General features: G+C 72.5%; 17 protein-coding genes. 12 read left to right on the forward strand and 5 right to left on the reverse strand.

What is annotated here, in order from left to right; all coding sequences use genetic code 11:
- Positions 1 to 10 precede the first annotated feature (10 nt).
- From clpB to ABGB18_RS42880, 4 genes are all read left to right on the forward strand, one after another.
- Complete coding sequence (gene clpB, locus ABGB18_RS42865; RefSeq protein WP_347701436.1) at positions 11 to 2,635, forward strand: ATP-dependent chaperone ClpB; 2,625 nt, start codon at positions 11 to 13, stop codon at positions 2,633 to 2,635.
- Positions 2,636 to 2,691: 56 nt separating this feature from the next.
- Positions 2,692 to 3,294: a DinB family protein gene (locus tag ABGB18_RS42870; protein WP_347701437.1), complete on the forward strand. Its 603-nt coding sequence runs from the start codon at positions 2,692 to 2,694 to the stop codon at positions 3,292 to 3,294.
- A 184-nt stretch (positions 3,295 to 3,478) separates the two neighbouring features.
- Entirely contained in the window at positions 3,479 to 4,030 is a 552-nt protein-coding gene (locus tag ABGB18_RS42875) for an RNA polymerase sigma factor (protein WP_347701438.1), read from the forward strand.
- Positions 4,023 to 5,186 (forward strand): hypothetical protein, encoded by a 1,164-nt coding sequence (locus ABGB18_RS42880; RefSeq protein WP_347701439.1) that lies wholly within the window; start codon positions 4,023 to 4,025, stop codon positions 5,184 to 5,186. Before ABGB18_RS42875 ends, ABGB18_RS42880 begins: the two co-directional genes overlap by 8 nt.
- Before the next feature lie 92 nt (positions 5,187 to 5,278).
- On the opposite strand, the gene ABGB18_RS42885 is transcribed toward ABGB18_RS42880, so the two are convergent.
- The 4 genes from ABGB18_RS42885 to ABGB18_RS42900 all read right to left on the reverse strand — a co-directional run bounded on the left by ABGB18_RS42885 (position 5,279) and on the right by ABGB18_RS42900 (position 10,835).
- Complete coding sequence (locus ABGB18_RS42885) at positions 5,279 to 5,749, reverse strand: luciferase family protein (protein WP_347701440.1); 471 nt, start codon at positions 5,747 to 5,749, stop codon at positions 5,279 to 5,281.
- 31 nt (positions 5,750 to 5,780) lie between these two features.
- Positions 5,781 to 7,058, reverse strand: a complete 1,278-nt coding sequence (locus ABGB18_RS42890; protein WP_347701441.1) for a flavin-dependent oxidoreductase — start codon at positions 7,056 to 7,058, stop codon at positions 5,781 to 5,783.
- A 251-nt stretch (positions 7,059 to 7,309) separates the two neighbouring features.
- Positions 7,310 to 9,415: a M64 family metallopeptidase gene (locus tag ABGB18_RS42895; RefSeq protein WP_347701442.1), complete on the reverse strand. Its 2,106-nt coding sequence runs from the start codon at positions 9,413 to 9,415 to the stop codon at positions 7,310 to 7,312.
- 175 nt (positions 9,416 to 9,590) lie between these two features.
- Entirely contained in the window at positions 9,591 to 10,835 is a 1,245-nt protein-coding gene (locus ABGB18_RS42900) for an MFS transporter (protein ID WP_347701443.1), read from the reverse strand.
- A gap of 301 nt (positions 10,836 to 11,136) precedes the next feature.
- On the opposite strand from ABGB18_RS42900, the gene ABGB18_RS42905 reads away from it, so the two are divergent.
- From ABGB18_RS42905 to ABGB18_RS42940, 8 genes are all read left to right on the forward strand, one after another.
- Entirely contained in the window at positions 11,137 to 13,068 is a 1,932-nt protein-coding gene (locus ABGB18_RS42905; protein WP_347701444.1) for a S9 family peptidase, read from the forward strand.
- Positions 13,032 to 14,345, forward strand: a complete 1,314-nt coding sequence (locus tag ABGB18_RS42910) for a serine hydrolase domain-containing protein (RefSeq protein WP_347701445.1) — start codon at positions 13,032 to 13,034, stop codon at positions 14,343 to 14,345. The genes ABGB18_RS42905 and ABGB18_RS42910 overlap by 37 nt, the downstream gene beginning before the upstream one ends.
- 10 nt (positions 14,346 to 14,355) lie before the next feature.
- Positions 14,356 to 15,669 carry a serine hydrolase domain-containing protein gene (locus tag ABGB18_RS42915; RefSeq protein ID WP_347701446.1) on the forward strand — a complete coding sequence of 438 codons (1,314 nt, stop codon included), beginning with the start codon at positions 14,356 to 14,358 and terminating at the stop codon, positions 15,667 to 15,669.
- Between the two features lie 78 nt (positions 15,670 to 15,747).
- Complete coding sequence (locus tag ABGB18_RS42920) at positions 15,748 to 17,337, forward strand: helix-turn-helix domain-containing protein (RefSeq protein WP_347701447.1); 1,590 nt, start codon at positions 15,748 to 15,750, stop codon at positions 17,335 to 17,337.
- A gap of 96 nt (positions 17,338 to 17,433) precedes the next feature.
- Positions 17,434 to 19,017, forward strand: a complete 1,584-nt coding sequence (locus ABGB18_RS42925) for an ABC transporter substrate-binding protein (protein ID WP_347701448.1) — start codon at positions 17,434 to 17,436, stop codon at positions 19,015 to 19,017.
- On the forward strand, positions 19,014 to 20,006 hold the full coding sequence (locus ABGB18_RS42930) for an ABC transporter permease (protein WP_347701449.1): 993 nt from the start codon (positions 19,014 to 19,016) through the stop codon (positions 20,004 to 20,006). The genes ABGB18_RS42925 and ABGB18_RS42930 overlap by 4 nt, the downstream gene beginning before the upstream one ends.
- Positions 20,006 to 21,880, forward strand: coding sequence for a dipeptide/oligopeptide/nickel ABC transporter permease/ATP-binding protein (locus ABGB18_RS42935; protein WP_347701450.1), 1,875 nt, complete (start codon positions 20,006 to 20,008; stop codon positions 21,878 to 21,880). Before ABGB18_RS42930 ends, ABGB18_RS42935 begins: the two co-directional genes overlap by 1 nt.
- On the forward strand, positions 21,877 to 22,554 hold the full coding sequence (locus tag ABGB18_RS42940; protein ID WP_347701451.1) for an ATP-binding cassette domain-containing protein: 678 nt from the start codon (positions 21,877 to 21,879) through the stop codon (positions 22,552 to 22,554). The genes ABGB18_RS42935 and ABGB18_RS42940 overlap by 4 nt, the downstream gene beginning before the upstream one ends.
- Here the strand turns inward: ABGB18_RS42940 and menC are convergent.
- Entirely contained in the window at positions 22,544 to 23,644 is a 1,101-nt protein-coding gene (gene menC / locus ABGB18_RS42945) for an o-succinylbenzoate synthase (RefSeq protein WP_347701452.1), read from the reverse strand. The two genes, ABGB18_RS42940 and menC, sit on opposite strands and share 11 nt — an antisense overlap.
- Between the last annotated feature and the right edge of the window lie 80 nt (positions 23,645 to 23,724).

The following is a 23,724-nucleotide window of genomic DNA, read 5'->3' on the forward strand; positions in this document are numbered from 1 at the left end:
GGGGCTGGACGTGGACCCGAACAGGATGACGCAGAAGACGCAGGAAGCCCTGCACGACGCCCAGACCAGGGCGCTGCGCCACGGGCACACCGAGGTGGACGGCGAGCACCTCCTGCTGGCCCTGCTCGAACAGCCGGAAGGGCTGATCCCCCGGCTGCTGGAACAGGCGGGCGCCGACCCGGGGGGACTGCGCGACGACCTGGAACAGGAGCTGGCGCGCCGGCCCAAAGTGAGCGGCCCCGGCGCCGCGCCCGGCCAGGTGTTCCTCACCCAGCGCCTGTCGCGGCTGCTCGACGCCGCCGACCGGGAGGCGCGCCGGCTGAAGGACGAGTACGTCTCGGTCGAGCACCTGCTGCTGGCCCTGATCGAGGAGGGGCCCACGACCGGATCCGGGCGGCTGCTGCACGGCCGGGGGCTGACCAGGGACCGGTTCCTGCAGGCGCTCACCGCCGTACGCGGCCACCAGCGCGTCACCTCGGCCATGCCCGAGGTGGCCTACGAGGCGCTGGAGAAGTACGGGCGCGACCTGGTGGCCGACGCCCGGGCGGACCGGCTGGACCCGGTGGTCGGGCGTGACACGGAGATCCGGCGGGTGATCCAGATCCTCTCCCGCAAGACCAAGAACAACCCCGTCCTGGTCGGCGATCCCGGCGTCGGCAAGACGGCCGTGGTCGAGGGGCTCGCGCAGCGGATCGCACACGGCGACGTGCCCGAGGGGCTACGTGACAAGAGCGTCTTCAGCCTGGACCTGGGCGCCCTGGTGGCGGGCGCCAAGTATCGGGGGGAGTTCGAGGAGCGGCTCAAGGCCGTGCTGAACGAGGTGGCCGCGGCGGAGGGGCGGATCCTGCTGTTCGTGGACGAGCTGCACAACGTGGTCGGGGCCGGGGCGACCGAGGGCGCCATGGACGCCGGCAACATGCTCAAGCCGATGCTCGCCCGGGGCGAGCTGCACATGATCGGCGCGACCACGCTGGAGGAGTACCGCAAGCGCATCGAGAAGGACGCCGCCCTGGAGCGGCGGTTCCAGCCGGTGCTGATCGACGAGCCCTCGGTCGAGGACACCGTGTCGATCCTGCGTGGCCTGCGCGAGCGGCTGGAGGTCTTCCACGGCGTGAAGATCCAGGACGGCGCCCTCGTCGCGGCGGTGCGGCTGAGCCACCGTTACATCTCCGACCGGTTCCTCCCGGACAAGGCGATCGACCTGGTCGACGAGGCGTGCGCGATGGTGCGTACCGAGATCGACTCCATGCCGGCCGAGCTCGACGAGCTGACCAGGAGGGTACGGCGGCTGGAGATCGAGGAGGCCGCGCTGGCCAAGGAGGACGACCCGGCCGGGCGTTCCCGTCTCGCCGAGCTGCGCGAGGAGCTGGCCGCGCTGCGCACGCAGGCCGAGGCGATGCGGGCCCAGTGGGAGGCCGAGCGCTCGGCCCTGCGCAAGGTCCAGGGCCTGCGCCGGCGACTGGAGAGCGTACGGCGGGAGGCCGAGCAGGCCGAGCGCGACTACGACCTCAACCTGGCGGCCGAGCTGCGGCACGGCAGGATCCCCGAGCTGGAGCGCCGGCTGCGGGGCGAGGAGGAGCGGCTGGGCACCCGGCAGAACGGTCACCGGCTGCTGCGCGAGGTGGTGACCGAGAACGAGATCGCCGACATCGTCTCCCGCTGGACCGGCATCCCCGTGGCCCGGCTGCAGCAGGGAGAGCGCGACAAGCTGCTCAAACTCGACGAGATCCTGCACGAGCGCGTCGTCGGCCAGGAGGAGGCGGTGCGGCTCGTGGCCGACGCCATCATCCGCGCCCGCTCCGGCATCAAGGACCCGCGCCGCCCCATCGGGTCGTTCCTCTTCCTCGGGCCGACCGGGGTGGGGAAGACCGAGCTCGCCAGGTCCCTGGCGGAGGCGCTGTTCGACACCGAGGACAACATGGTGCGCATCGACATGAGCGAGTACCAGGAGCGGCACACGGTCAGCCGGCTCGTCGGCGCGCCGCCCGGTTACGTCGGCTACGAGGAGGGCGGCCAGCTCACCGAGGCCGTGCGGCGCAAGCCGTACTCGGTGGTGCTGTTCGACGAGATCGAGAAGGCGCACGCGGACGTGTTCAACACACTGCTGCAGGTGCTCGACGACGGGCGGCTGACCGACGCGCAGGGCCGTACGGTCGACTTCCGCAACACCGTGATCATCATGACCTCGAACATCGGCTCGCACCACCTGCTCGACGGGATCACCGCCGACGGGGAGATCAAGCCCGCGGCGCGCGAGGGGGTCATGGGGGAGCTGCGCCGGCACTTCCGGCCCGAGTTCCTCAACAGGATCGACGACATCGTGCTGTTCAAGCCGCTGACCGAGCCGGAGATCGAGCGGATCGTGGACCTGATGTTCGCCGACATCCGGCGGCGCCTGGCCGACCGGCGGCTCACCCTGGACGTCTCGGAGGAGGCGCGCCGGCTCATCGCCAACGAGGGCTACGACCCGGTCTACGGCGCCCGGCCGCTGCGCCGGTTCATCTCGCGCGAGGTCGAGACCAGGATCGGCCGCGCCCTGCTGGCGGGCGACGTGCCCGACGGCTCGACGATCGTCGTCGGCGCCGACAAGGGCGAGCTGAACGTCACCTTCTACCCGCCGCGCGAAGGGGCCTGATCCCGCCGGGCTTTATTCCGTGTCGCGTTGTCGGACCGTGATGCGAGGATGTCCGCATGATGACATGGGACGCGAAATCGGTTCTGCGACATTACCTGCGGCAGGCCAGGGAAGCGCTGCTGTGGAAGCTCGAAGGGCTGTCGGAATACGACGTCCGCCGCCCGCTGACGCCCACCGGCACCAACCTGCTGGGCCTGGTGAAACACATGTCGGGAGTGGAGGCCGGCTACTTCGGCGAGGTCTTCGGCCGGCCGTTCGCCGAGCCGCGGCCGTGGATGGGCATGGACGCCGAGCCCAACTCCGACATGTGGGCGACCGCCGACGAGTCCCGGGAGGACATCGTCGGGTTCTACCGCCGGGTGTGGGCGCACGCGGACGCGACGATCGACGAGCTGGAGCTGGACACCATCGGCGAGGTGCAGTGGTGGTCGCCGGAGCGGCGCCAGGTCCCCCTCCACCTGATCGTGGTGCACGTGATCGCCGAGCTCAACCGGCACGCCGGCCACGCCGACATCGTCAGGGAGCTCATCGACGGGGCCGCCGGGCTGCGGCGGGACAACGACAACCTGCCGCAGGGCGACCAGGAGTGGTGGGCCGACTACCGGAGCCGCCTGGAAGCAGCGGCCCACAAAGCCGCCCAGAGCCCCTCCCACCCCTGACCTGGTGGGCTGAGGCGCCCGGCCGCCCCGGCTACAGGCCGCCCACCAACTGCCCGACCCCCCAAGATCGACGCCCGCCTCTCGCCTTCCAGCCCCGGGTGGGTTCGGTGGAGTGGGATGGAGCGATGGATGAGAATCCGGAGGAAGAGCGGTAATTTGTGGCCGTTCGGAGGGACTACTGGGTGTGGACGATCCCGAAGAGCGCTTCACCGACCTCTACGACCGGCACTACCGCAGCGTGCTGGGCTACGCGTTGCTGCGGGCAGAGCGGGACGTGGCCGAGGACGTGTCCAGTGAGACGTTCCTGGTGGCGTGGCGGCGGTTGGCGGAACTACCCGAGCCGCCGCTGCCGTGGCTGCTGGGGGTGGCACGCAACCTGCTGGCCAAGCAGCGAGCCTCGCGCCACCGCCGTCAGGCCCTGGTCGATCGGATCGCGGCTCTGACCACCGCTCGCGACCAGGCCGGCTGGGATGTGGCCGAGCACGTCGTCGACCGGGAGGCAGCCCTGGCCGCGCTCGCGGCACTGCCCGAGCGGGACGTGGAGGCGCTGGTCTTCGCCACCTGGTACGGCCTGCCGCCCGAGCAGGCCGCCACCGTCATGGGCTGTTCGGTCCGCACGTACAACGTCCGGCTGCACCGCGCCCGCAAGCGCCTCGGCCAGGCGCTCCGCCTGGGTGACGGGCCCCGCCCGCGGCCGCGACTCCTGACCACACCCTTGGAGGACTCTCATGACTGACCGGCTCTTCGCCCAGCTCAGGCCGGGCGAGCTGGACGACCTGGCCGACGACGGCTACCGGCGGCGCCGCTCGGCCGACCTGGCCCGCGCCTTCGCCACGCCCCAGGTCACGCCCCGTTCGCGGCGGCGGCCGTACCTGCTGATGGCGGGCACGGCGGTGGGCACGGCGGTGGCCGGTCTCGCGGCCGCCGCCGTGGTCGTCGTCTCCGGCGAGCCCGCACAGCCACCGGCCCGCCCGCCGGCCGCCGCCGTGCCCGCGGACGCCCGCTCGTTCCTGCTCGCGGCGGCCTCGACGGCGCTGCGCGAGCCGGCCGCGACGGGCCGCTACTGGTACGTCCGCGAGCGCACGTACATGAGGGTGCACACCGCGCCGGGCGAGTACGCGGCCAGGATCAAGGCCCTCGTCGACGCGCAGAAGCGGACGGAGGAGCAGCTCAAAGGCGACCCGGGACGGCTGGCCGCGGCCCAGGAGGAGTTCCGGCGGAAGGTCACGGAGCTGAAGATGAATGAGCTGCCCTACACGGCGTTCAGCGCCGACACCCGCGAGACCTGGCGCCCGATGCGAGCCGGTGAGGTCGCCCGTACGGTGAGCAACCAGGACGTCGAGGTCACCTTCGGCTCCCCGCAGGACGAGGCCGCCTGGCGCGCGGCCGGTTCCCCCGAGCTGGCGGACCGGAACCAGAAGACCCGCGACGACGCGGAGGAGCGGATCCTGTCGATCGACAACCCGAGCCTGAACCTGCGGAACCTGAAGGACCTGCCCACCGAGGCGGACGAGCTGGGCCGCCGCCTGGACGAGCTCTGGCGGCAGAGCCCGAAGGAGTCCGGCGCCGACAAGGCCGGTTACCTCTGGCAGACCGGCGTGGACCTGATGACCGCGCCGCTCAGGCCGGGCACCCGTGCGGCGCTCTTCCGGGTGCTGGCCGACCAGCCGGTCATGAAGCTGGAAGGGCGGGTCTCCGACTCGCTGGGCCGTACCGGGATCGCGCTTTCCGCGCCGACGCAGCACTCGTTCACGGTGCGGCTGGTCGTGGACGAGAGCACGGCCGAGCTGCTGCAGTATGAACTGGCTGTGGACGGGGGCAAGGTGGGGTTGCGGGTGACGCTGGAGGACCTGGGCTGGACCGGCTCACTCGACGACCGCCCAGCCAGCTGACACGCCGGACCGGCCGGCATCAGGACCTTGACCGACGCCCGGACACCGATCACATCACCGCCTCGGCGTCCGGGGTCAGCCCGGGGTCCCCGTCACATGGTTCTGCCGGTGGCGTAGCGGTAACAGGCGGCAATCACGGTCTTGGCGATGTCGAGCTCGTCGGGGGTGCGGGGCGCGTACAGCATGACCTCGTGGTTGTCCTGGCCGTAGAGGGGATGGCGTTCGCCCCAGCCCTGGTCCAGGAGCTTCTGCTGGTCGGCGAGTGCCAGGCACAGGTGCAGACTGCCGTCGGCGTGGACGTGGGCGTACTCGGCGGTGTAGCGCGGCGGCATGAGTACGGCTCCGGTCGCCGGGCGCACGTGGGGCCGCAGGAAGTAGGCGACGGTGCCGGGCACGGAGATCTCGCTTGATCCGCTCATGGTGTCCGGCAGGTGGTCTCCCATCCATCGGGTCAGGCGCTCGCGTATCTCGTCCGGGCTGGGCTGGTCGAGCTGCAGGTGCGGGGGCACGCGCTGGGTCATGGGCCGCTCGCCCGCACGCGCGGGCAGGGTCAGCTCGGTCATGGCGCCGCTCCTCGCAACGGCCGGGGCTTGGTCATGCCACGCTCCAGGACGGGCGCTCGTTGAGCGTTCTGACGTCCATGTCGGCGACGCTCTGGTGGGCCCGGGTCATCGCGTGCAACTCCTGCGCGCTGAGCACCTCGCCGATGTCGGTGAAGCCGCCGGGCGCGCGCCGGTCGACGAGCTTGATCGTCTCGTCCACCGGGAAACGCCGGCTGGTCAGTACGAGGTCGCCGGTCTGGCGTCGCCGCTCGCTCTCGTACGCGGCCAGCCCCGCCACCGGGTCCGTCGCGGACGCCAGCGCCATGGCCAGGAACCGCGCGTCCAGCACCGCCTGGGACCCGCCGTTGGAGCCGACCGGGTACATCGGGTGCGCGGCGTCGCCGAGCAGGGTCACCCGCCCCTCGCCCCAGCGCGGCAGCGGAGCCTTGTCCACCATCGGGTACTCCAGGATTCGCCCGGCCCCGGAGATCAGCCCGGGCACGTCCAGGAACGGCAGGACCCACCCGTCGAAATGCGGCAGGACCTCTTCCAGCCGCCCCTCGCGGTGCCAGTCGGCCTCGGAGACGGGCGGCCCCGGCGGAGCCATGCGTACCTCGGCCACCCAGTTCACCAGCGCCCTGCCGCGCACGCGGGTCTGGGCGCACATCGGGTAGGCCACGATCTTGGCCCCCTCGTCGGTGCCGGCGACCACCATGGAGGCGCCGTCGAGGTACGGCTCGCTCTCGGTGACGCCGCGCCACATCGTGATGCCGCTCCATCGCAGCTCGTCGTGGTGCGGGTGCAGCCGGGCCCGGACCGTCGAGTGCAGCCCGTCGGCCCCGACCACGACCTCGGCCGCCTCCACCACGGCCTGACCGGTACGCATGTCGCGCAGCCGTACCAGCACCGGATCCGTGGCGGCCGGGTCCTGGCCGGGCTCGAAGTCCTCGAAGGCCAGGCCGAGGCGGACGGCCTCGGGCCCGAGGCGGTCCAGCACCGCGTCCAGCAGGATCATCTGCAGCCGGCCGCGGTGCACGGACCACTGCGGCCACCGGTATCCGGCCGCGCGCCCGCGCGGCACCGAGAGGATCACGTTGCCGTGCCGGTTGGCATAGATGAGGGCGCTCGTCGGTATCGCGGTCCGGGTCAGCGCCTCTCCCAGACCGAGCTCCATCAGCTCGCGTACGGCGTGTGGTTGCAGGTTGATGCCCACGCCGAGGGGCTTCAGCTTTGTGGCCGTCTCGACGAGCGTGCAGCCGATCCCGGCCGCGTGCAGGCTCAACGCCGTGGTCAGTCCCCCGATCCCGGCGCCGGCGACCAGTACGCGCATGCCACCTTCGATGCCCTGGGCGCACGCGGGCATGCCAGGCCTTACCCATTCAGCACCCGCTTTTGACGTGGTCGTCCGTGGCATCGCCGGCGACCGTGCCGCACTCCACCGAGAGCGCATCCGCCCTCCCGGACAGCCTGACCCGGATGGAACCGGGCCGCGCGGGGACGGATGAAGACGGATCGCCGGACGGGGGCGACTCCCGTCCGGCGATCCGCTCCGGGGCGTACGGCCGGCTGAGACGGGCGGTGTCAGTCGACGACGATGGCGCCCGGAGGCAGCGGGGTCGCGCCGTTGGTGTCGAGGACGTTCACCGTGAACTTCTTGGGAGCGCTGATGTTGCCGGCGGCGTCAATGGCCCGGTACGAGATCTCGTGGCGGCCGTAGCCGGGCTTGAAGTCCGGGTAGGACTGCTCGAAGGGCGCCTTGGTGAGGCCGCCGCTGCCGAGGTTGCCGTAGGCGATCTCCTTGATGACCGTGCCGGACGGGGTGAACCGGTAAGGAGTGCCCTCGGGCGCGTCCGGCCAGCCGTGATAGTTGAACCAGCCGTCACCGTCGAGCTGGAACTCGATGACGACATGGCCCTCCTGGTCGTCGGTGGCCTTCAGCCCCATCTCGAACCACTCGCGGAACGTGTACTGAGCCGGGCGGGAACGGGTGCCGGGGACCGAGGAGACCGCCTGCGACAGCTCGAAGGTCGCCTCGGGCGCGACGTTGTCCACGGTCCAGGTGAGCGTGTCGGCCACGGTGCGGGGCGCCGCCGGGTCGGACAGCGTCGCCTTGAGCTCGTAGGTGCCGGGCCGCAGCCGCAGCTTGCTGAGGTCGAGGTTGCGGCTGTTGTGCTGGTTGGACAGCTTCTTGCCGTTGAGGGACCAGGTGACGTTCAGGACGCGGTCGCGCGGGTGGGTGGTCTCGACGTAGACGACGTCCTGGCCGCCGACGGGATGGGTGGTCAGCGTGGAGGAGGTGAACTCCGCGGCGGGCGAGGTGGCCGCGGCGGCGGACGGGGCGGACGGCTTCTCGGCGATCGTCCACTGGCGGGTCTGGGTGAGCGCGCCGCTGTTGGCCACGGCGGGGTCACGCACGTCCGGGGTGTCGTCGGACACCGTGACGGTGACGGTGTCCCCGGCCCGTACGCGGTGCGCGCCGAGGTCGAAGTTCCGGCTGTTCCCGGTCTTCCTGATGGTCTTGCCGTTGACCGCCCAGGTGACGGTGAGCTCGTGGTACAGCGGGTGCATCGTCTCGACCCAGAGCACGTCATCCGGGTACACCGGCGCGTCGGTCGGCGTGGAGTGCAGGGCGAGCTGCGCGACGTCGCGCCGCCCGGAGATCCGCTCGATCATCCGCTCCCGGCCGATCTGGTCGAAGTGGTAGCCGATCCAGCGCATGATCGAGTGCTCGCTCGGCCGCCACACGTTCTCCGAGCGGCTCTGGCCGCTCTCGTACCGGTCGATGACGCCGCCGGACAGGCTCTCCTCGCCCAGCCAGCGGTACCACTTGGCCTGCTGCCGGCGCATCTCCTCGGTGGTCAGCCGGGTGTGGTGGATCGACGTCGGCTCGGTGTCCGGATACCGGCCGCCGGGGACGTTACGGGTGCTGTAGGGGTATTCGTCCTGTAGGCCGCCCAGCGAGTGGCCCAGCTCGTGCGGGCTGACCAGCGGGCCCTGCGGCGCCTGCCCGGTCGTCGTGGCGTTGCGGCCGCCGATGCCGCCGTACGTGCTGGTGTTCGCCAGGGTCAGGGTCTGCCGGTTCTGCGGGGTCACCCCCGGGATCATGGAGACGTACTGCTCCAGGGCCTCCTGGCCGCCGGGGCCGAAGGTGACGCCGCGGGCGTTCGCGTCGGCCGGGCAGGTCGAGGCGTACTGGAGTTTCAGCGGGGTGTCGCGGCGGACGTTGCCGTCGTCGGGGTCACAGCTGATGCCGGAGACCCCCGACACGACCTCGATCATGTACACGTTGAAGTAGTCGCGGTAGCTGCGGAACGGCTCGATGCTCCACTGGACGTTGAGGTGCTTGTCCACGTCGTCGCGGAACTGCTGCATCTCCTCGGCCGTGTAGCCGTCGCCTAAGATGATCAGGTTCAGCCGGTCCTCTGGCGGGCCGGTCACCTGCAGCGGCACCACCGTCGCAGATCCGGCTTCTACCGCCTGCCGGGCGACGGCACTATCCGCCTGCCGGGCGACGGCACTATCCGCCTGCCGGGCGACGGCACTATCCGCCTGCCGGGCGACGGCACTATCCGCCTGCCGGGCGACGGCACTACCCGCTGCCGCCTGGGCCGGCGGGACCGCTCCGGTCAGCAACGTGCTCACCAGCCCGGCGGTCCCCACGGCGGCCGCGATCCTCCGCTTGGCCATGGTCACCTCATCCCTCACTTCGGGAGACGGCCAGCCGCGCGGTAGCGCGAGCGTCGGTCCCCCACGGGACGCTAACGACGATGCATCCGGACATCACCGAACAGGTGACGGATCTTCGGGTGCCCTTTTCCGTTGTCTGTAGGAAGGGGGAGGTCTGTGGGTCCGGTGCTTCGGATCACGTGGCCGGGGCGCGTTCGGCGTGGCGCTGCCGTACCGGTGTGAGCAGCGCGACCAGCGCGAGCACCAGGCAGGACGCGCCGGCGAGGGCGAAGACCGCCGTGGCGCCGTAACGCGCGGCGGCCCAGCCCAGGACGGCCGCGCCCACCGGCCCGAGCGAGAAGTGGATCGTCCAGAACGCCGAGGTCACGCGGCCCAGCAGGTGCTCGGGCGTCACCTGCTGCCGCAGTGACATGGAACAGATGCCGGCCACGCTGACGCACGCCAGGTAGAGGGCCATGATGGCGGCCACGCCCCACACGTTGCCGGCCAGCCCGAGGCAGAGGATGGCCAGCCCCGACAGGACCTGCGCCCCGATCCACGACGGCCCGAACCCGAGGGCGCGCCGCACCCGGGCCACCAGCATCGAGCCGATCATCGTGCCGGCCGCCCCGACGCCCAGCACGACGCCCACCACGGAGTCCGTCTGGCCGAGGTCGTGCTTGAGCCGGTAGATCACGATGTCGGTCAGCCCGAGGGTCATGAAGACGAAGAACGACAACAGGATCGTCAGGGTACGCAGCACCGGGTGCCGGACCAGGAACTCCGCCCCGGCCAGCAGCTCCCGCCACGGACGTCCCTTGGGGGCGGGCGCCGCCACCGCCTCGACGGCGTACCGGGAGGGGCGGGTGAGCAGGACGCCGACCGCGGACAGCCCGAAGCTGGCGGCGTTGATGGCGATCGCGGCGGTCGGGCCCAGGTGGCCGGAGACCACTCCGGCGAGGCTGGGGCCGAGGATGCCCGCCGCGGCGGCCGTGGCGTACAGCATGCCGTTGGCCTCGGTGACGCGGGTCTCGCCGGCCAGCCCGCGGACCGCGGTCACGTACGTGACCTGGAAGACCATGCCCACGGCCGCGGCCAGCGGCAGCACGCCGAAGAGCAGCCAGACGTGCTCGCCGAAGGCCCACACCACCGGGATCGCCGTGAACAGGACGAGCCTGATGACGTCGCAGGCGATGAGCAGCCGGCGCCGGTCGAAGCGGTCGGCGAGCACCCCCGCGAAGATCCCGGCCGCCACCGACGCCGCCCCCGACACGCCGGTGAGCAGGCCCATCTGGGCGACGGAGCCGGTGACGTTCAGGACGAGGAGGGGCACCGCGATGAGCGCGAACGAGTCACCCGCGACCGACATGGTCTGCGCGCACCAGAAGGTCAGGAAGTCGCGATCCCGCCACAGCGATGGGGCCCGGGTGCCGGCCCTCATCGGCGGGGGCGTCGGCGGCAGGGGCTGGGCAGATCTGGGAGGAGCTGATCCGGAGAGTGCACGCAGGGAGCCTAGCCCGCCCGATCCGTGGCCCGCCGCCCGATTTCTCGGCCTTTGAGACGGCCTGACCACCCGACCGCGTGGGATGCCGCCCGATTTCTCGGCCTTTGAAAGGCCCCGGGCGCAGGACGCGCTCGCCACGGTGGTGGATCCCGCGTGTTGGGCTTCCGCACAAGCCGGGCCGTGTCGTTCGTCGCGAGGACCGAAGATCCCCGGGCGGCGGGGGCCTACGGTTTCGTTCATGCCGCATCTCGCGCTCGACGACCTCTACCGCCTCGCGGCCCCCTCCGATCCTCAGGTGCGCCCCGACGGGGGAGCGGTGGCGTACACGCTGACGACCGCCGTCCGGGACGCCGACGAGAACCGTACCGAGATCTGGCTGGCCGCGCCCGGTGCCGAGCCCAGGCGGCTGGCGGCCGGGAGCGCCGCGCGGTGGTCGCCGGACGGCCGGACGCTGGCGTTCCTGCGGCCGGTGGACGGCAGGCCGCAGATCCACCTGCTGCCGATGGACGGCGGCGAGCCCGCGCCGGTGACCTCCGCGAAGCTCGGCGCCGGCCCGGCCGTCTGGTCCCCGGACGGCACCCGCATCGCCTTCGCCGCGCTCGCCGGCACGGGCGAGGACGGCGCGGCGCCCGACCCGGACGCCCCCGTCGTGGCCGCCCGGCTCGACCACAAGGCCGACGGCGCCGGGCTGCTGAACGGCATGACCAGGCACCTGTTCGTCACGGAGGTGGCCACCGGCGAAACCTTCCCGGTCACCGCGGGCGACTTCCACGCGGGCGAGCCGTCGTGGTCGCCCGACGGCCTGCGTCTGGTGTTCGCCGCCGACCTGGGCACCGACCGGGACCTGGAGCCGGGCGGGGCGGCGTACGCCGTCGACGCGGCCAAGGGGGCCGTGCCCGAGCGGCTGACGGAGCCCGACCTCATCTGCGGCGGCGTCTGGTGGCTCGGGGACCGGCTGGTCGCGGCGGGGCTGAAGGGCGGCCTGATCGGACATACGCGGCTGTTCACGCTCGGCTCCGGCGGGTGGGCCGAGGTGGAGACGGGCCTCGACCGGAACGTCATGACCGGCGCCCCCGGCTACCCGGGCGGCACCCCGGCGCTGCTCGGCGCGGACCTGCTGTTCTGCGCGCGTGACGGCGGCTCGACGCACCTCTACCGGCTCGCCGACGGCGCGCCCGGCGAGCGGCTGGTGCCCGGCGAGGTCAACATCGCGGGGATCAGCACGGCGGCGGGCGTGGTCGCGTATGTGGCGGCGACGCAGCACAGCGCGGGAGACATCTACGTGATGACCCCAGGACCGACAAAAGTAACGCCAGGCGAAATGTCGGATATATCTGGCGCGTCAGCGCCGGATATATCCAGACTCACCGACTACAGCCTCGACGACGTCGAGCTGTTCACCGCCCGCCGCCGCATGTTCACCGCCCCCGACGGCACCCGGGTCGAGGGTTTCGTGCTGCGCGACGAGAGCGCGCCGGCCCCCGGCCCGCTGCTGCTCGATGTGCACGGCGGCCCGCACAACGCCTGGTCGCCCGTCACCGACGGTTTCCACCTCTACCACCAGCTCCTCGCCGCCCGCGGCTGGACCGTCCTGACCGTCAACCCGCGCGCCAGCGACGGGTACGGCGAGGACTTCTACACCGCCGCCCTCGGCGAATGGGGCCTGGCCGACGCCCAGGACCTGCTCGCCCCCGTCGACGCCCTGATCGCCGAGGGCATCGCCGATCCCGAGCGGCTGGCCGTGACCGGCTACAGCTACGGCGGCTACATGAGCTGCTGGCTGTCGGCCACGACCGGCAGGTTCAGGGCCGCGATCCCCGGCGGCTGCGTGAGCGACCTGACGAGCCTGAGCGGCACCTCCGACCTCGGCCATCTGATGAAGGTGCACGAATACCGCGGGGACCTGGCCGCCCAGTCGCCCATCACGCACGTCGCGGGCGTCACCGCCCCGACGCTGCTCCTGCACGGCCAGGACGACGACCGCTGCCCCGTCGGCCAGGCCGAGCAGTGGTTCACCGCCCTGCGCGAGCGGCGGGTGCCGGTCGAGCTGGTGCGCTATCCCGGCGCGAGCCATCTGTTCATCCTGGGCGGGCGCCCCTCGCACAGGTACGACTACAACGAAAGGATCATCGCGTGGCTGGAGCAATGGGTGAGCGGCTCGCCGAGCTGATCGCCGAGTACGAGGTTCCCGGCTCGGCGCTGGCGTACTGGCACCGGGGCGGGCCGCACGAGTTCGCGGCCGGCACGCTGAACCTCGACACCGGCGTCGAGGCGACCACCGACGCGCTCTACCAGATCGGCTCGGTCACCAAGGTGTGGACCGCGACGCTGATCATGCAGCAGGTCGAGCAGGGCCGGCTGACACTGGACACGCCGGTCATCGAGGTGCTGCCCGAGTTCAAGGTGGCCGATCCCGAGGCCACCAAGAACGCGACGATCAGGCACCTGCTCACCCACACCAGCGGCATCGACGGCGACCAGTTCATCGACACCGGCCGCGGCGACGACTGCGTGGAGAAGTACGTGGCGGCCTGCGCGACCCTGGCGCAGAACCATCCGCTCGGCGTCACCCACTCCTACTGCAACTCCGGGTTCGTCGTCGCGGGCCGGGTGCTGGAGCGGCTGACCGGCAAGCGCTGGGACGACGTCCTGCGCGAGGGCATCTGCGAGCCGCTCGGCCTCAGCCACACCTGGACGCTGCCGGAGGACGTGCTGCGCTTCCGAGCCGCGATGGGCCACGAGGACGGCAAGACCACCCCGGTGTGGGGGCTCATGCGGGCGATGGGCCCGGCCGGGCTGATCTGCGCCCGGCCGGCCGACGTGGTCGCCTTCGGCCGGGCGCACCTGGAGGGCGGCCTGCTGCGGGACCCCAGGGTCATGTGGGAGCCGCAGGTCGACATCCCCAACCCGTACACGCTGGGCAAGCAGTGGGGCATCGGCTGGATCCTCGACGAGTGGAGCGGCCACCAGGTCATCTCCCACGGCGGCAACACCATCGGCCAGCACGCCATGCTGTGGGCCGTGCCCGACACCGGGACCGTCGTCTGCGTGACCGCCAACGGCGGCCAGAGCGGCGCGTTCACCCGGGCCGTGGCCACCGAGCTGTTCGCCGAGCTCGACGGCCTGACCGTGCCGCCCCCGCCGTCGCCGCCGGAGACGCCGGCCGACGTGGACGTGACGCCGTACGCGGGCGTCTACGAGCGGGCCGGCTCCCGGATCACGCTGAGCGTGCTCGACGACGGCGGGGCCCGCCTGCGCCTGGAGGCCACCGGCGAGCTGGCCGCGCTGCACGAGCCGCAGGAGGCCGACTTCGTGCCGGTCGAGGAGGACCTGTTCCTGTTCCGGCTGCCGGGTGCCCGCGACTGGATGGCCGCCGTGTTCTTCGACCTGGCCGACGGCACCAGGTACATGCACATGGGTGCCCGCGCCACCCCCAAGGTGAGCTGAGGAGGCCGACATGGACCTGCGGGATCGCCTCGCCGAGGCGGCACGCGAGCACTGCGTGCCCGGCGCGGCCGTCGCCGTGTGGCACGACGGCGAGCTGCACGAGGCCGCCACCGGCGTGCTGAACACGACCACCGGCGTGGAGGTCACGACGGACAGCGTGTTCCAGGTCGGTTCCACCACCAAGGTGTGGACGGCGGCGCTGGTCATGCAGCTCGTCGCGGACGGGCTGGTCAAGCTGGACAAGCCGGTGGGGACGTACCTGCCGGACTTCGCGTTCGGCGGCGTCACCATCCGGCAGTTGCTGGCGCACATCGCCGGCTTCGACGGCGACGTGTTCGAGGACACCGGGCGCGGTGACGACTGCCTGGAGAGGTTCCTGGGCCATCTGCGCACCGCCGGGCACGTGCACGAGCCCGGCGAGCTGTTCTCCTACTGCAACGCCGGCTACTGCGTGCTCGGCGCGCTGGTGGCCCGGCTGCGCGGCGGCACGTGGGAGCAGGCGGTGCGCGAGCGCCTGCTCGACCCGCTGGGAGCCACGCACGCGGCGATGTTCGCCGACGAGGCCGTGCTCTTCCGTGCCTCCGCGGGCCACATCGGGCCGGATGCCACCGTCTACCCCCGCTGGCAGATGCCCCGCTCCAACGCCCCGGCCGGTTCCACCATGTGCCTGGCGCCACGCGAACTGGTCATGTTCGGCCGTACGCTGGCGGCCGGCGGCCTGGCGCCGAACGGCGAGCGGCTGCTGCCGGAGGAGTCGGTGGCCGCGATGCTCACGGCGCAGGTGCACGTGCCCGGCGGCGGTGGCGCGCTGGCCGAGCGGTGGGGGCTCGGCGTGGAGCTGTTCGGCTGGGGCGCGTACGGGCACGACGGCAACACGCCCGGGCAGAGCACGTACTGGCGGATCGTGCCCGAGGCGGGCCTCGTCATCGCGATGAGCGGGAACGGCGGCGCGTTCGGCGGTCTGACGGCCGACGTGGCACGGCCGGTCATCGAGGAGGCGACCGGGCTGACGGTGCCCGCGCCGCCCCTGCCGCCGCGAACTCCCCGACCCGTGGACGGCACCCCGTACGCGGGCCGCTACCAGGGCCCGCAACTCGGTTACGAGGTCGCCGCCGCCGTGGACGGCCTGGACGTCACGCTCATTCCCGGCCCGTTGATGGAGAGCATGGGCGCCACCCGCACGACCACCCGGTACGCGCACCTCGGCGGCGAGTCGTTCATCGCCGTCGAGCCCGACGAGGGCCGGCACGCCGTGGTCACGTTCGTGATGCGTGACGGGCGGGCCGCCTACCTGCACAACGGCCGTGCGGTGGCCCGTGCCTGACCCGCCGGCCGCGTACCGCGGCGCCGGCCGTGCGGGCGAATCGCCCCGCTGATGTCGGTTTTCGTGGATTATGGGCGAATGAGGAACCGTCCCCGCGCCAGCCTCGGACGGATCCTGCAGGACCTCGGCACCACCGTCCTCGATGTGGCGGCCTCAACCGGTGACCTCGACGCCGAGGTCACCGGCGTGCACATCTTCGACCCGCTCGACGAGCTGATCGTCCCCCCGGGCGGGATCGTGCTCGGGGTGGGCGTGCGCGGCGCCGCGGAGATCTGCTTCCTCATCGAGCACGCCCCCGCCGCCGCGGGCATCGTCGTGAAGCTGCCCGTGGACGTGGACGAGCAGGTCCGCGCCGCCGTGCTGGAGACCGGCGTGGCCGTGCTCGGCCTCACCCGGGGCGCCTCCTGGGCCCAGGTCGCCGCGCTGCTGCGCTCCCTGCTGGCCGAGGCCGACCTGACCGAGCCAGGGCAGGAACCGCAGGGCGACCTGTTCGCGCTGGCCAACGCCGTGTGCGCGCTGCTCGACGCGCCCGTCACCATCGAGGACCGCTCCTCGCGGGTGCTCGCCTTCTCCGGCCGGCAGGACGAGGCCGACGCGGGCCGGGTGGAGACCGTGCTCGGCCGCCAGGTGCCCGAGCGCTACCTGCGGATGCTCGACGAGCGCGGCTTCTTCAAGCGGCTCTACCAGAGCCGCGACCCCATCTACATGGAGCTCGCGGAGGAGGACACGATCAACCGCGCCGCCGTGGCCGTACGCAGCGGCGACGAGATCCTCGGCTCCATCTGGGTGGCCGTCCGCGAGCCGCTCAGCGAGCAGCGGCAACACGCGCTCGCCGACGCCGCCAAGATCGTCGCGCTGCAACTGTTACGCGAGCGCGCCGGGGCCGACACCCAGCGGCGCCTGCGGGCCGACCTGCTCTCCACCGTGCTGGCCGGCGGCGCCGACGCTCCCGAGGCGGCCGGGCGGCTGGGCATCGCCACCACCCGGCTCTGCGTGCTGGCCGCCCAGCTCGTCCCCGACGGCGCCGCCGCCGACACCGCCCGCGGCGAGAGCGACCGGCAGCGGTTCTGCGACGCGCTGGCGCTGCACGTCGCCGCCATCCACCCCAAGTCCGCCGCCGCGCTCGTCGGCTCCGTCGCGTACGCGGTGCTGCCGCTGCACTCGGTGGGCGACGAGGAGGCGCGGGCCGTACGCGTGGCCGAGAGCTTCCTGGCCAGGGTCGGGCCCCGGCACGCCGCCAACATCGGCGTGGGCCGCCTGGCCGGCAACCTCTCCCAGGTGGCCAGGTCGCGCGCGGACGCCGACCGGGCGCTGCGCGTGCTGCGCGCCCGCGGCACCAGCGGCCAGGCCGCCGACTACCCGGCCGTGCACTTCGAGTCGCTGCTGCTGCAGGTCGCCGACGTGGCCGCGGCCGAGGAGCAGACGCCCACCGGCCCCTACCAGCGGCTGCTCGACCATGACGCCGAGCACGGCACCGAGCTCGCCGCCACCCTGCGGGCCTATCTCGACGAGTTCGGCGACGTCAACGCGGCCAGCACCCGGGTGCACGTGCACGCCAACACCTTCCGCTACCGGCTCAAGCGCCTGGTCGAGATCAGCGGTCTCGACCTTTCCGACCCCGACGCCAGACTCACCGTGATGCTGCAGATGCGAATCTTCGGTCGCTAGCACGAGCCGTCCCGGCTTTTTCGTGTTCGGGCACATAGAACCGGGTCTGCGCAGGCAGGAAGGTTGTGGCGACCCCCACGCCTGTCTGGAGTCACCATGACGAAAACAGCAGTCGCGGCCCTGGCCGGGCTCGCCCTGCTGCTCACGGCCGCGTGCGGAGGCACGACGAGCGGCCCGGAGCAACAGGGCGAGCCGGTCACGGGCGGTACTTTCACGTTCGCGATCCCGGCCGACCCAGGCGCCCTCGACCCCGCCCAGGGCGTGCTGTCCGTCACCAACAACGTGCTGTCCATCGCCTACGACACGCTCGTCGCCGTCGACGGTTCAGGGAAGATCGTCCCCGAACTGGCCGAGAAGTGGGACGTCAGGCCCGACTCGGTCACCTTCACCCTGCGCAAGGGCGTCACCTGCTCGGACGGCTCCGCGCTGACCCCCTCGAACGTGGCCGACAACATCAACCACATCGCCGACCCCGCCACCAAGTCGGCCGTCTACGGGGTGATGGTGCCCGTGGGCATGAAAGCGAAGGCCGACGACGCCGCCGGCACGGTGACGCTGTCCATGCCGCAGCCGTTCAGCTTCATCCTGGAGAGCACCCGGTGGATCTTCGTCGTCTGCGGCAAGGGGGTGAAGGACCGCGCCTCGATCGCCCGGGCCACCTCCGGCAGCGGGCCGTACCAGCTCACCGAGGCGGTCCCCGGCGACCACTACACGTTCAAGGTCCGCCGCGACTACACCTGGGGTCCCGCCGGCGCCACCGCCAAGGACCTGCCGGAGACGCTGGTGATGAAGGTCGTGCCGAACGAGCAGACCGCCGCCAACCTGCTCATCGCCGGCTCCCTCAACGGTGCCCTCTTCCTCGGCCCCGACCGGTCCCGCCTCGCGGCCTCCCCCGGCGTCACCAAGCGGGAGCTCAGGACCAACACCGGGCAGTTCTTCTACCACCAGGGCGAGGACCGGCCGGGCCACGACCCGGAGGTCCGCAAGGCCCTCACACAGGCGCTCAATCTGCGGGAGCTGGCCGGCATCGCCTCCGGCGGCACCGGCAAACCGGCCACCGGCCTGGTCCTGGAGCCCCGCCCCTGCCAGGGCGACTCCGTCACCGGGCACGTGCCCGGCTACGACGCCGCGGCCGCCGCGGCCGGGCTCGACGCGGCCGGCTGGAAGCTCGGCGCCGACGGGTTCAGGGCCAAGGACGGCAAGCGGCTCAGCCTGCGTTACATGTACGCCACCACCCGCGGCTCCAACTACCAGGCCTCCGCCGAGTACATGGCCGAGGTGTGGAAGAAACTCGGCGTCGAGGTGAAGCTGAACGGCGTCATCGACACCAAGGTGTCGGAGTCGCTCAACGCCACCCAGGACTGGGACGTCGTGTGGCTGCCGATCGGCGTCGCCCTGCCCAGCCAGCTCGTCGGCTTCCTGTCGGGGCCGTCCGCCCCCGAGGGCGCGAACTTCGCCCACCTGGACAACAAGCGCTATGAGGACCTCGTCGCCCAGGCCGCCCGGCTTCCGGCCGCCGAAGCCTGCCCGAAGTGGCTGGAGTCGGAGTCGGCCCTGTTCGAGACGGCCGACCTGGTGCCCGTGGTGGACTACACGATGTCGGTGGCCGCCAAGGACGCCACCTTCCGCACCAACGCCAGCAGCCTCGTAGCCACCTCGATCCGGCTGGGAGCACGGTGAGCGACCGGCCCCAGGAACGCCCGGGGAGACCGGCCGTCCGCAGGACGCTGCGCACGGCCGCGCGCCGGATCGTGCGGTTCGCCGTGTCGATGGCCGTGCTGCTCGTGGCGTCGTTCACGATGACCCACCTCATCCCGGGCGACCCGGTCCGCGCCTCGCTCGGGCCGGCCGCCCCGATCGAGCTGGTCCAGGCCCGTACGGCCGCGCTCGGCCTCGACCGGCCCCTGCCCAAGCAGTTCATCACGTACGTCGGCAACGTCCTGACCGGCCACTTCGGCACGTCCTTCCTGACGGGGGAGGACGTGGGCGACATCATCGCCGCCCGCCTGCCGAACACCCTGACCCTGGCCCTCCTGGCCACCGCCATGGCGCTGGTCGTGGCGGTGCCGCTCGGCATGTGGGCCGCCGTACGCACGGAGAACGGCCGCAACCGCGGCACCGAGCTGGCCTTCGGCACGGCGACCGGCACCGCCGTGGCCGTGCCCGAGTTCCTGTACTCGATCGCGTTGGTGGCCGTGCTCGCCGTCGGCCTCGGCTGGTTCCCGCCCGCCGGCAAGGCGGGGCCGCTCACGTACGTGCTGCCCATCGCTGCCCTGTCGGTCGGGCCGATCGCCATGATCGCCCGGATCACCCGGGTCGAGACCCTGCGCGAGCTGGGCACCGACTACGTTCGCCTGGCCCGCGCCAAGCGGCTGCCCGCGGCCAGGCTGCACCTGCGGCACGTGCTGCCGAACACGCTGACGGCCACCCTGACCATGGGCGGCCTGCTGCTGACCTCGCTGATCGCCGGCAGCGTCCTGGTCGAGTACGTCTTCGCCTGGCCCGGACTCGGCTTGAAGATCGTCGAGTCGATCACGCAGAAGGACTACCCGGTCGCGCAGGCCGTGATCCTCGTGTACGGCGCCATCGTGCTGGTCGTGAACCTCGTCGTGGACCTGGTGCTCGGCGCGCTCGACCCCACCTCGGAGATCAAGGAGGTCGCCGCCTGATGCGGGCCGATCCAGCCGCGGACGGCGGCGCGGAGCGGGACAGGTCGCGGCCTGGGCCACGCGGCGGGGTGTGGCGCAGCGCGCCGGCGCTGATCGGCGGCGTGCTGGTGCTGCTCATGGCGGTGCTGGCCGTGGTCGGGCCGATCGTCTGGGGCGAGGCCGCCGAGCGCATCGACGCCGGCGCCATCCTCCAGGGCGCCTCAGCCGAGCACCCGCTCGGCACCGACAACCTGGGCCGCGACCTGCTCGCCCGGGTGCTGGTGGCGGGCCGTTACTCGCTGGCCCTGGCGTTGGCGGCCACGCTCATCGGCGCCGCCGCGGGCATCCTGCTCGGCGCGCTCCCGTCCGTGCTGCCCCGGCGGCCCGCCCGGCTGGTCACCGGCGCGGTCAACGCCCTGGTCGCCTTCCCGGGCCTGCTGCTGGCCATGTTCACGGCGGTGGTCACCGGGCTCGGCGCGCGCGGCGCGGTGCTCGGCATCGGCGTGGCCATCGCGCCCGGGTTCGCCAGGCTCACTCAGACCCTGGCCGCCTCGGTCGCCGGCGCCGACTACGTGTCGGCGGCCCGCATGCTCGGCGTGCCCCGCCGCCGCATCCTGGCCCGGCACATCCTGCCCAACATCGCCGAACCGCTCATCCTCAACCTCGCCCAGTCGCTCGGCGGCGCACTGCTCGGCCTGGCCGGCATGTCGTTCCTGGGCCTCGGCGTGCAGCCGCCGGACTTCGACTGGGGCCGCCTGCTGTTCGACGGGTTCGCCCGCATCTACGTCACCCCCGTGGTGGCGCTGGGTCCGGCGGCCGCAGTCGCGCTGGCCGGCATCGGCTTCAACCTGCTGGGCGACACCCTGGCCAGGGCCGCCGCCCGGTCCTCGGCCGGGCAGCGCGACACCGCCCCCGCCGAGTCGCCGGAGCACGCCGGCGAGCCCGATCCGGACACCGTCCTGGAGGTCCGCGACCTGACCGTGTCCTTCCCCGGCGGCTCGACGCCCGTCCGCGGCCTGTCGCTGAGCATCGCCCCCGGGCAGATCGTCGGCCTGGTGGGCGAGTCCGGCAGCGGCAAGAGCCTGACCGCCGCCGCCATCGGCGACCTCGTCCCCTATCCGGGCACCGTGACGTACGGCCGGCTGCGCCTCGCCGGCGGCGATGTCGCCACCATGTCGGGCAAGGACCTGGGCACCGCGCTCGCCATGGTGTTCCAGGACCCGATGGCCTCGCTCAACCCCGCGCTGAAGGTCGGCGGCCAGCTCGCCGAGGTGGCCGTCGTCCACCAGGGCGCGAGCCGCGCGGAGGCCCGCCGCCGCGCCGTCGACCGGCTCGGCCACGTCCGGCTGCCCGACCCCGCCAAGCACGCCGCCCAGCATCCGCACGAGCTGTCCGGAGGCATGCGCCAGCGCGCGGTCATCGCGATGGGCCTCATGGGCACGCCGCGCCTGATCGTCGCCGACGAGCCCACGACCGCCCTCGACGTGACCGTGCAGCGGCAGATCCTGCGGCTGCTGCGCGAGGTCGTCGAGCAGACGGGCGCGGCGCTGCTGTTCATCTCCCACGACATCGCCGTCGTCGGCGAGCTCTGCGACCGCGTCGTCGTCATGTACGCCGGGCGCGTGGTCGAGGAGCTGCCCGCCGACCGGCTCGCGGGCGGCGCGGCCCACCCCTACACCAGGGCGCTCGTCGCCTCCCTGCCCGACCTCGACACCGACCGGAGTCGCCCGCTGGCCGGCATCCCGGGCACCCAGCCGTCCCCGGCGCAGGTCGGCGCGGGCTGCGCGTTCGCCGGGCGGTGCGCGCTCGCCACCGATCTCTGCCGTACGGAACGTCCCGAACTCGTCGTCCACGGCCCGCGGCACCGGGTCGCCTGCTGGGAGGTCACCTCATGAGGATCGAAGGGCTGACCGTGCGCTACGGCGGCTTCACCGCGGTCGACGACGTCACCCTGGAGATCCCCGACGGGCACGCCGTGGGGCTCGTGGGCGAGTCGGGTTCGGGCAAGTCGTCGCTGGCCAGGGCCGTGAGCGGGCTCGTCCCCTACACCGGCGGGATTGAGGGCGCGGGGCGGATCCAGATGGTGTTCCAGGACCCGTACGCGTCGCTGGACCCGCGCATGACGATCGGTGAGACGGTCGGAGAGGGCATCAGGAAGCGGCGCCGCGCCACGGAGGTGCCGCGGCTGCTCGGCCTCGTCCAGCTCCCCGCCGAGCTGGCCGGGCGCTACCCGCGCGAGCTGTCGGGCGGCCAGCGGCAGCGGGTGGCGATCGCCCGCGCGCTGGGCGGCGACCCCACGCTGCTGATCGCCGACGAGATCACCGGCTCTCTCGACGTGTCGGTCCAGGGAACGGTGCTCAACCTGGTCCGCGGGCTGCGCGACGAGCTCGGCCTGTCGATGCTGTTCATCTCGCACAACCTGGCCGTCGTCCGGTACGTCGCCGACACGATCGCGGTCATGCGCCACGGCCGGATCGTCGAGCGCGGGCCCGCCGAGCAGGTCGTCGGCGAGCCCGCGCACGACTACACACGCGCGCTCCTGGCGGCGGTCCCGCGCCTCAGAGGGTGATCCACTCGGTTGAGGTGGTCACCTCGTCGAGCACCTCCGGGAGGGGCGTGACCCCGAGCCCGGGGCCGTTTGGCACTTCCAGATGCCCGTCCACCAGCTCGAACGGCTCGGTGATGTCGGTGGCGTAGTAGCGGCGCGAGCCCGAGGTGTCGCCCGGCAGGCTGAACCCCGGCAGCGCCGCGAGCGCCACGTTGGCGGCCCGGCCGAGCCCGGTCTCCAGCATGCCGCCGCACCAGACGGCGATCCCGTTGGCCCGGCACAGGTCGTGCACGCGGCGCGCTTCGAGGTAGCCGCCCAGCCGGCCCGGCTTGATGTTGACGATCGAGCAGGAGCCGAGGGCGATCGCCGCCGCCGCGTGCTCGGCCGACTCGATCGACTCGTCCAGGCAGATCGGCGTCCTGAGCCGCTGGGCCAGCTTGGCGTGCTGGACCAGGTCGTCGTTGGCCAGCGGCTGCTCGATGAGCAGCAGGTCGAACGCGTCCAGCCGGGCCAGCCCGGGAGCGTCGGCGAGGGTGTAGGCGGCGTTGGCGTCCACCTGGAGCAGCACGTCGTCACCGAACCGCGCGCGTACCGCGCCCACCGGCTCGACGTCCCAGCCCGGCTCGATCTTCAGCTTGATGCGGACGTAGCCCTCGTCGAGATAGCCCGCGACCGCGTCGAGGAGCTGCGGCACGGAGTCCATGATCCCCACCGACACCCCGCACGGCACCCGGTCCTTCGCCGCGCCGAGGAAACGCCCGAACGACTCGCCGGACGCCCGCAACCGCGCGTCCAGCACGGCCGTCTCCAGCGCGGCCTTGGCCATGCGGTGACCCTTGATCGGCGCCAGGGCGGGGCCGACGTCGTTGACGCCGAGCGTCCTGGGCAGGGCCGGCAGCAGGAAGCGGCGGATGACGTCGGCGGCGCCGTCGGCGTACTCGGAGGAGTAGAGGGGCTCGGTCATGGCCACGCATTCGCCCCAGCCCTCGCCGTCCGGCGTCACGACCCGGACCAGCAGGATGTCGCGGGTGGTCTCCGTACCGAACGAGGTGCGGAACGGTGCCACCAGGGGCATCGCGATCCGCCGCAGCTCCACTCCAGTGATCTTCATCGGGCACCTACAGTGTGGAGGCCCTGTCCTTGAGGGCGGGCAGGAAAGGTGGAACGGTGGGGCATGCGGGCCTCCCGGTT

Origin of the sequence: Nonomuraea sp. B12E4, from assembly GCF_039871825.1 — a bacterium.
Lineage (GTDB): Bacteria > Actinomycetota > Actinomycetes > Streptosporangiales > Streptosporangiaceae > Nonomuraea.

Coding starts and splice junctions, on each gene's coding strand:
- ABGB18_RS42935 (WP_347701450.1), top strand. CDS start 20,006: ATGCGGGCCGATCCAGCCGCGGACGGCGGCGCGGAGCGGGACAGGTCG.
- ABGB18_RS42880 (WP_347701439.1), top strand. CDS start 4,023: ATGACTGACCGGCTCTTCGCCCAGCTCAGGCCGGGCGAGCTGGACGAC.
- ABGB18_RS42905 (WP_347701444.1), top strand. CDS start 11,137: ATGCCGCATCTCGCGCTCGACGACCTCTACCGCCTCGCGGCCCCCTCC.
- ABGB18_RS42940 (WP_347701451.1), top strand. CDS start 21,877: ATGAGGATCGAAGGGCTGACCGTGCGCTACGGCGGCTTCACCGCGGTC.
- ABGB18_RS42900 (WP_347701443.1), bottom strand. CDS start 10,835: ATGAGGGCCGGCACCCGGGCCCCATCGCTGTGGCGGGATCGCGACTTC.
- ABGB18_RS42895 (WP_347701442.1), bottom strand. CDS start 9,415: ATGGCCAAGCGGAGGATCGCGGCCGCCGTGGGGACCGCCGGGCTGGTG.
- menC (WP_347701452.1), bottom strand. CDS start 23,644: ATGAAGATCACTGGAGTGGAGCTGCGGCGGATCGCGATGCCCCTGGTG.
- ABGB18_RS42890 (WP_347701441.1), bottom strand. CDS start 7,058: ATGCGCGTACTGGTCGCCGGCGCCGGGATCGGGGGACTGACCACGGCG.
- ABGB18_RS42885 (WP_347701440.1), bottom strand. CDS start 5,749: ATGACCGAGCTGACCCTGCCCGCGCGTGCGGGCGAGCGGCCCATGACC.
- ABGB18_RS42915 (WP_347701446.1), top strand. CDS start 14,356: ATGGACCTGCGGGATCGCCTCGCCGAGGCGGCACGCGAGCACTGCGTG.
- ABGB18_RS42920 (WP_347701447.1), top strand. CDS start 15,748: ATGAGGAACCGTCCCCGCGCCAGCCTCGGACGGATCCTGCAGGACCTC.
- ABGB18_RS42925 (WP_347701448.1), top strand. CDS start 17,434: ATGACGAAAACAGCAGTCGCGGCCCTGGCCGGGCTCGCCCTGCTGCTC.
- ABGB18_RS42870 (WP_347701437.1), top strand. CDS start 2,692: ATGATGACATGGGACGCGAAATCGGTTCTGCGACATTACCTGCGGCAG.